We start from the raw sequence: 8847 nt of genomic DNA, 5'->3' as shown, positions 1-8847 counted from the left end.
AAATTCGCCGTGGTGTCAGGGTATTACTTGATAATGCCAGCGCAACGATTAATCCAGGACAAAAGATTGGTCTTGTGGGTAAAAATGGCTGTGGCAAAACCACACTGCTCTCTTTATTAAAAGGGGATCTACAAGCTGAAGCGGGTAATGTCACGTTTCCTAGCACTTGGTCAATGGCATGGGTAAATCAAGAGACACCCGCTTTAGACGTTCCTGCCATTGATTATGTTATTGATGGTGATAGAGAATACCGCGAATTGGAGCGTCGTCTACAACAGGCGAACGACAATAACGATGGTCATGCTATTGCCCTGATCCACGGCCAACTCGATGCTATTAATGCGTGGACTATCCAATCACGTGCAGCCACATTACTTAATGGCTTGGGATTCAGCCAACAACAACTCACTGAGCCAGTAAAATCATTTTCTGGTGGTTGGCGAATGCGCTTAAACTTAGCACAGGCACTAATTTGTCGTTCTGATCTATTACTACTTGATGAACCGACTAACCACTTAGATTTAGATGCGGTAATTTGGCTAGAAAAATGGCTAAAAAGTTATAATGGTACGTTGATTTTAATTTCCCACGACCGAGATTTTCTTGATCCGATTGTGGATAAAATCTTACATATTGAACAAGAGAAAATATTTGAATATTCAGGTAACTACTCTTCGTTTGAAATGCAACGTGCAACAAAATTGGCACAACAACAAGCACTCTTTGAAAATCAGCAAGCAAAAATTGCCCATTTACAAAGTTTTATTGACCGCTTTAAGGCGAAAGCAACTAAAGCCAAACAGGCACAAAGCCGTGTCAAAATGCTTGAACGTATGGAGCGAGTGGCGCCTGCGTACTCAGATAACCCGTTCCAGTTTAGTTTTCGCCAACCAGAAAGCTTACCAAATCCGCTTCTGTCTATGGAAAAAGTCAGTGCCGGTTACGGTGATAAGATTATCCTTAATAACATCAAACTTAACTTAATTCCCGGCTCACGAATTGGGCTCTTAGGCCGTAATGGTGCAGGTAAATCTACATTAATTAAGCTGTTAGCTGGAGAATTAGCTCCACTACAAGGAAAGGTTGCCCTTTCCAAAGGGATCAAATTAGGTTATTTCGCCCAGCATCAGCTGGAATATTTACGTGCCGATGAATCTGCATTACAACATTTAACTCGTTTAGCGCCACAAGAGACTGAGCAAAAATTACGTGATTATCTAGGAGGGTTTGGTTTCCATGGTGATAAAGTCACCGATGCATGTGGCCAATTTTCTGGTGGTGAAAAAGCACGTTTAGTTTTATCGCTACTGGTTTGGCAACGCCCAAATTTACTACTAATGGATGAACCAACCAACCACCTTGATTTAGATATGCGACAAGCATTAACACAAGCGCTAATTAGCTTTGAAGGTGCGATTGTTGTGGTATCCCATGACAGGCATTTATTACGCTCAACCACAGACGATTTATATCTCGTCCATGATAGTCAAGTAGAGCCATTTGAAGGCGACCTTGATGATTATCAGCAGTGGTTAGTTGATCAAAATCGCCAAGAGACTCAAGCTAATAAAACGCAACCCGATCAAGAAACAACAAACGCCTCGAACTTAACGGCTCAAGATAAAAAAGAGCAAAAGCGTAAAGAGGCGGAGTTTAGACAACAAACTCAACCTTTGCGCAAAAAGCTCACCACATTAGAAAGTAAAATGGATAAGCTTAGCCAAGAGCTGACCGCCATCGAAACTGAGCTTTCTGATAGTCAAATTTATGAAGCGAAGAACAAGGCGACACTTACCGATTGCTTAAACCGTCAAAGTATTACCAAATCGGCTTTAGAAGAAGTTGAGATGGCGTGGATGGAATTACAAGAAAAACTAGAAGAGATGACCAACGCTTTTGAGTCTCAATAACTATTTTTCATTAATGCCTAAAAAGGAACTATTAAAATAATATAGTTCCTTTTCATTAAAATACATTTAAAAAATTTATATAAGTCATTTAACTTAATGCCTTTATTTCCTGTCACAGTAGCACGTTTTACACAAAATTATATCCTCACCTTGTACGCAATTATCCAATTTAAATAGTTATCTATCATTTATTTACCCATTATTTGTATTAAGTAAGGGAAATACTCATTTTCTAGCTAAAGTTTTTAATCTACCAGCCGAATTAATCATTCTGCTAAGTGGAACTCCCACTGGCGAAGAAAAAGGCCAAGCTAATAGGTAGGGTTATGTTAAAACGAATTAAAATCTCTCAAGGTTTAATGTGTGTCCTGACTCTGTTTTGTATTATTCAGGTAATATCTGGAGTACAAAGCATTCACGATGCCTACCAAACTCAAAACAAATTAAAACAAATCTCATACAGTTTCGACCAGTTACGCACTATGGATAACACCTACGCGGCGTTAAATACTTTACGTACTGATATTATTGCGCAGGCGTTTAGTTATATTGCTAATCCACAGGTGGAAGATGCCAATATTACTACATTCATGCAAACGATGGATACACGTAAGGCAGAGGTGGATACGTTGATGAATGAATATGTCGAACTATCTGCACAAACTGGATTTGATCAGCAACGCATGGCAGAGATCAAACAACTTTATCAAAAAAGTCGTTATGACTTAGATCTTCTTGTGCAATATTTAAATGAACGTAATACCAATGCAATTCGTTTGATCTTAAAAAGTCCAGCCAACGATAACTTCACTAATTCATTATATGAAGCAACGGATTTCATTACTGATGACGTTGTTAATCCGTCAGTGATTGAAGCAGAAGATAACTATCACGAGATGCTATGGATAGCCTCCCTATTCATGGGTATATTCCTGATATTTACGACATTAGTGCTCTTTTGGATCCGTAAACATATTATTGTACGCATTAACCAAATGATTGAATATCAAGAGGCGATTGCTAGTGGAGATTTAATTAGTCGCATTGACCATGATATTACAGGCCGCAATGAAATAGACCAACTTATGTTGGGTTTACAACAAATGCGAGCGCGCTTAAAAGAAATGGTTAGCGCTATCCGTAACAGTAGTACAACGATTTATAGTGGTGTTCAAGAAATTGCCGCAGGTAATAACGATTTATCAAGTCGTACCGAAGAGCAAGCCAGTGCTTTAGAAGAAACGGCTTCCAGTATGGAACAGCTTACCGCAACAGTCAGAAATAATACCGAAAGCGCACGTGAAGTCACTCAGTTAGTCATGAGCACAGCAGATATTGCCGTTCAAGGTGGTGAGCATAGCAATAAGATGGTGATGACCATGACAGACATTGCCGATCGTTCGCAAAAAATTGGTGAGATCACCGCAGTGATTGATGATATCGCTTTTCAAACCAATATATTAGCTCTCAATGCCGCAGTAGAAGCAGCCAGAGCCGGTGAGCAAGGACGCGGTTTTTCTGTGGTAGCCAGTGAGGTACGTAATTTGGCGCAACGTAGTGCGGAGGCGGCAAAAGAGATAAAAGAACTCATTGAATCAACTATTTTACGAGTAAAACAGGGTAATGATCTTGTTGAACAAGTCAGCTTATCTATGGGAGAGATCGTCACATCAGTTAACCATGTATCAGGCTCGATGAAAGAGATTTTAGCAGCATCAGAAGAGCAAACTCGTGGCATTGCTCAGATTAGCCTTGCAGTTAATGAAATGGATAAAGCGACACAACAAAATGCCGCGATGGTGGAACAATCTACAGCTGCTTCAGCAACACTAAGTGAACAAGCCTCAATGTTAGATATGATTGTAAATACCTTCAAGGTAGAACAAATCGCGGTTACATCACCACGATCACCAACATTCTCGGCTAAGCCAGCTGAACCGGAAATAACAAAAACAGCAACAACATCCACAATAAAATCCCATCATCATGAAGCCGATGACAATTGGGAAAGTTTTTAAGCTAAATAACCTACAATAATATTAACCTGCGACAAAGTTTAAATAACACGTTACATCTGTATTAAAGACCTCTACCGTTAATACCTTCAATCAAACAAGATTGGAGGTATTTCTTAAAATCAATTATAAATTTTCCCATTCTTATAGATTATAAAAGTCAGACAGCACTTTGCTTGCTGATATTTTTCTTTTCTTTCTCATCAATCATTAGAAACTTTTAATTACTAATAATTCGCCTTGCTAATAAATCATTTTTTTCCCCTAGCACCTTACACCAATCATTAGAAAATTTTAGTTATTAGCGGTTAATTAAAGCGAAAAAAAGCAAAATAAGTCGTTTTCAGTCACAAAATAGATAAAAAAAGTAAAGTTTTCAATTATTAAGCCGAATAAATTTAACTGATGTATGTTTGTCGTTCCTTGCTCTTTATCCTACAAATTAATGAAATAGGTAAGGCTATGCTTAAACGAATAAAAATATCTAGTGGCTTAATGTTTATTTTGATCTTGTTTTGTGCCATTCAGTTGTTTTCTGGTGCTACAGGCATTCGTGATGCTTATTTAACTAATAAGCGAATTTCACAGTTAGCCGATGGTTTTGAACAGATAAAAACCATGGATTATGGTTATGCCGCATTAAATAAATTACGTGAAGATATGCTTAATGTAATGTTTGATGCTCATCTCACCCCAGATCTTGCTGAAAGCAAAATTACAGATTTCCTCTCCTCTTACCCTCAACGAAAAAAAGAAGTCTCTAGCATTATTACCCAATATTTTACCTCCGCTGAAAATGCCGATTTTGATCGCGAAAAAGTGGCGAAAATGAAAAAACTATTTCAGCGTGTCATTTACGATCTTGACCAGCTCGTTTCATGTTTAGAAATACGAGATTATTACGGTTTCCAATCTCTTTATGCTCACAATACGAATGAGCGGTTCACACAATCACTTTATGAGGCAACGGATCATCTTAGTGATAATGTCGTCAACCACGCGATAGAAGCCGCACAGGGTAATTACCAACGCGCGTTGATCTTCGCGTTTATTTTTATGTCGGTATTTATCTTATTTACGGTGTTTGTCATGTTGTGGATACGCCACCATATCGTGTTACGTATTAAACAAGTCATTGATTATATGTCAGATATCTCACAAGGGAATTTACTTGAAAATAGCACCATAAAAGCCAAAGGTAATAATGAGATAGACCAACTTATTAATGGAATACAGTATATGCGGTCTGAATTATCACTGATAGTCAATGCTATTCGCGGAACAAGTCATCATATTTATAATGGTGTACAAGAGCTCAGTGCTGGTAATAATGATCTATCTAGTCGTACTCAAGAGCAAGCGAGTGCTTTAGAAGAAACCGCTTCTAGTATGGAGCAACTAACCGCCACAGTAAAAAATAATACTGAAAGTGCTCGTGAAGTATCACACCTTATCAATCAAACCTCTAATATTGCCAGTAAAGGGGGGGATGTTACCCATAGAATGGTAAAAACCATGAACGATATTGCACAAAGCTCTCAAAAGATTGGCGAGATCACAACGGTTATCAACAGCATTGCTTTTCAAACCAATATATTATCACTCAATGCTGCGGTAGAAGCGGCCAGAGCAGGAGAGCAAGGACGTGGTTTTTCTGTTGTTGCCACAGAAGTAAGAGAATTGGCGCAACGTAGTGCAGAGGCGGCAAAAGAGATCAAAGAGCTTATTGATGCGTCGATTAACCGCGTCAAACAAGGTAATCAACTGGTTGAACAAGTCAGTACTTCAATGGATGAGATCCTCACATCAGTTAAACATGTTGAAAGCTCAATGACTGAGATCCTATCTGCATCAGAAGAACAAACGCGAGGCATTTCTCAAGTCTCTTTAGCCGTCACTGAAATGGATAAAGCGACACAACAAAATGCCGCAATGGTGGAGCAATCTTCTGCTGTAGCAAGTTTACTAACCGAAAAGGCGGGTGATCTTGAGCAAATTGTTGAGCAATTTAAAACAGCGGAAAGTCTATTTTCGAAGAATAGCACATTAGCAAAACCCGTTGAGAAATCAGCAAATATTGGGTTATCGCTCATAAAAGAAAATCAACAAGACTCAAGAATAAAAGAGCCAAAAAACCATAAACAATCGACATTCAAAGAAGATGAAGATGATGATTGGACAAGTTTTTAACAAGTGCTAATCTATTTATATGTATATCAACACCTCATAAAAATGAGGTGTTTTATATTATCTGTAAGATCTTTACCTATTTCTTTATTCGACTTTTCTTATTATTTAGTGAAATACATGAATGGCTTTTACTAAATAATTCGTTTGTTCTTTCATTTCTCCGGAAATTGATGACGCTTTAGAGACATAATCTGCATTTTCATGTGTTATTGATTCTAACTGCTCTACAGCTCGACCAAGCTCTTTTAATCCTGCACTTTGTTCTGATGATGCAAGGCTGATTTCACCAATAAGACTCGTGACATTTTTTACATGAACCACAATATTTTCCATTGTTTCCACCGTCTCATTTACTTGCTTTGAGCCAATCTTAATATTGTTACTTGATGTATTAATCAATGCTTTGATCTCTTTTGCCGCCTCTGCACTGCGTTGCGCTAAATTACGCACCTCGCTGGCTACCACAGAAAAACCGCGTCCTTGCTCTCCTGCTCTGGCGGCTTCCACCGAAGCGTTTAATGCCAATATGTTGGTTTGAAATGCAATACTGTCAATGACACCAATAATATTACTGATACGCTCAGAACTTTTCGCAATATCGTCCATCGTATGCACAATAGTATCCATTGCTGTTCCGCCTTGTATTGCTGCCTTGCAAGTCATATTAGATAAATTATTAGCCTGCCCTGCCGTTTCACTATTATTACTCACCGCTGTGGTTAATTGATTCATGGTTGACGCAGTAGTCTCAACATGACTTGCAGTTTGTTCAGTCCTCGTATAGAGATCACGATTCCCCGCTGCTAATTGATCACAAGAAAAAGCAACTTGATGGATTTGATGACTGACATCGTTCACAAGCCAACGAAACATCCGCCCTAATTGGTTTACAGAACGTTGAGTCATACCAATTTCATCAATACGATCAAGATAATCAACGTTGTGTTCATCACCTGTAGCCACCCGATTAGCGTGCTTATTAAGGATCATAATCGGCTTCACTATTTGAAAATAAAAAATTCGCTCATTGGCTATCAATAGTGAAAGTAAGATAGCGGTATGAATGAATAAACCCCAACCATTTAAACCAGCAAACCAAACACTTAATAATATAAAAGGAAATGGTAATAAGAGAAGTAAGCGTACACGCTGCTTTAGTGAGAGTGTTTGTTTCCATGAGCGCCAACTTTTCCAGCCCTTATAAATGAAAGCCCCCTTAGAAAAAGTGTGAGAGGGATATTTACCTTGGTTAAAAGCGGCATAAAGTGCTGCGGCTTGTTCTACTTCTTCTTTTTTTGCCGCCGTCCTCACTGACATAAAACTTTGAATTTTACCTTGACGAATAATAGGGGTGACATTAGCTCTTACCCAATAATGATCGCCATTTTTGCGCCTATTTTTAACTATTCCCGTCCAAACCTCCCCCTGTTTTAATGTTTTCCACATGTCTCTAAATACATCAGCAGGAATATCTGGATGTCTGACAATATTATGGGGTTGCCCCATTAACTCTTGTGCTGAAAAACCACTGACTTCAACAAAATCCTCATTAGCATAAATAATATTGCCATTAACATCGGTTGTTGACATCAGTGTTGCGTTTTCAGCTACCGGATATTCTCGCTGTGTCACCGGTTGATTGTTACGCATTAGTTACTCTCCTCGTCATTGAAATGAGATATCTCAATAAAAAAACACGTGCTAAATAACTAACGTTTCGGCTACAAAGAGAATAACTTTAGAAATAAGTGTAAATATTAACTTTTAAATATTAAAAATTTGAATCAGTTCAAATAAATTAATCATCCAGACTATTAATTAGTGCTTGAGAGCTTAATACTAAAGCCTTCGCATTTTCATCACGCTTCTTTAATAATGCCATAAAGATAAGATCGGTAATGGTGTTTTGTGCAGTGCGAGAAGAAATAGCAGCACTACGCCACTCACCTTCATCAGCAATAGTTTCTAATATATAATCGGCCATCAGACCTAGTGGTGAATGTTTTTCTCCTGTGATCGCTATAATTTTAGCACCTTGTTTTTTAGCCACAGATGCAGCGACCAGCATATCTTTTCTTTTGCCACTGTAAGAGATCACAATTTGTAAATCCCGAGGGCTTAACATCTGAGCAACAGAAATTTGTACATGGTGATCAGTTTCAATTAAAGTCGTAATACCTATTTTCTGTAATTTATAACTTAAATCTCTGGCAACTAAACCTGATCCACCAATACCTATAATTTGTACCCGAGAGGCGTCATCAATCTGTTGGATCACTTGTTCAAACTGGTGATAATTAATTTGACGTGTGGTATCCCGAATTGAATTATTTTTTTCTTGTGCTAATTTCTGCGCAATAACAACCAGGCTATCCTCTGAATCTATTTGGTTATGTAATATGCTGGAGTTTTTTTCTGAATTAGCATTTTTTCGGCCTAAATCTTCACTGATAGCCAGCTTTAAAGAAGGAAATCCTTTAAATCCTATCTTTTGACTAAATTTCACTATTGCTGATTGGCTGACTCCCATAATTTCGGCTAATTGCTGTGATGATAAAGTCACGATTTTTTCAGGGTGTTCTAAAATATAATCCGCTATTTTACGTTGATTTGTCGCCATCCCTGGTTTTATCCACGCTATCTTCGTTAATGTAGGCATAATGACATAATCCACTTAAATTATACTATTTTTATAATGATTTAATTATTAACAAATTTAATTGTATTAAATA

General features: G+C 38.0%; 5 protein-coding genes. 3 read left to right on the top strand and 2 right to left on the bottom strand.

Going from position 1 to position 8847, the window contains the following annotated elements; translation table 11 throughout:
• The first annotated feature begins 2 nt into the window (after positions 1–2).
• From HMPREF0693_RS17065 to HMPREF0693_RS17055, 3 genes are all read left to right on the top strand, one after another.
• Positions 3–1910 (top strand): ABC transporter ATP-binding protein, encoded by a 1908-nt coding sequence (locus HMPREF0693_RS17065; RefSeq protein ID WP_036932503.1) that lies wholly within the window; start codon positions 3–5, stop codon positions 1908–1910.
• Positions 1911–2236: 326 nt separating this feature from the next.
• Complete coding sequence (locus tag HMPREF0693_RS17060; protein WP_017827104.1) at positions 2237–3928, top strand: methyl-accepting chemotaxis protein; 1692 nt, start codon at positions 2237–2239, stop codon at positions 3926–3928.
• Positions 3929–4387: 459 nt separating this feature from the next.
• Positions 4388–6115, top strand: a complete 1728-nt coding sequence (locus HMPREF0693_RS17055; protein ID WP_004250079.1) for a methyl-accepting chemotaxis protein — start codon at positions 4388–4390, stop codon at positions 6113–6115.
• Between the two features lie 105 nt (positions 6116–6220).
• On the opposite strand, the gene HMPREF0693_RS17050 is transcribed toward HMPREF0693_RS17055, so the two are convergent.
• Together HMPREF0693_RS17050 and HMPREF0693_RS17045 are read right to left on the bottom strand one after the other, a co-directional pair.
• Entirely contained in the window at positions 6221–7765 is a 1545-nt protein-coding gene (locus HMPREF0693_RS17050) for a methyl-accepting chemotaxis protein (protein ID WP_004246880.1), read from the bottom strand.
• A gap of 148 nt (positions 7766–7913) precedes the next feature.
• Positions 7914–8774, bottom strand: coding sequence for an SIS domain-containing protein (locus HMPREF0693_RS17045; protein WP_004246879.1), 861 nt, complete (start codon positions 8772–8774; stop codon positions 7914–7916).
• Positions 8775–8847 lie beyond the last annotated feature (73 nt).

The organism is Proteus mirabilis ATCC 29906 (assembly GCF_000160755.1).
GTDB lineage: Bacteria > Pseudomonadota > Gammaproteobacteria > Enterobacterales > Enterobacteriaceae > Proteus > Proteus mirabilis.
This window is presented reverse-complemented; position numbering and strand designations above follow the sequence as displayed.

Coding starts and splice junctions, on each gene's coding strand:
- HMPREF0693_RS17060 (WP_017827104.1), top strand. CDS start 2,237: ATGTTAAAACGAATTAAAATCTCTCAAGGTTTAATGTGTGTCCTGACT.
- HMPREF0693_RS17055 (WP_004250079.1), top strand. CDS start 4,388: ATGCTTAAACGAATAAAAATATCTAGTGGCTTAATGTTTATTTTGATC.
- HMPREF0693_RS17050 (WP_004246880.1), bottom strand. CDS start 7,765: ATGCGTAACAATCAACCGGTGACACAGCGAGAATATCCGGTAGCTGAA.
- HMPREF0693_RS17045 (WP_004246879.1), bottom strand. CDS start 8,774: ATGCCTACATTAACGAAGATAGCGTGGATAAAACCAGGGATGGCGACA.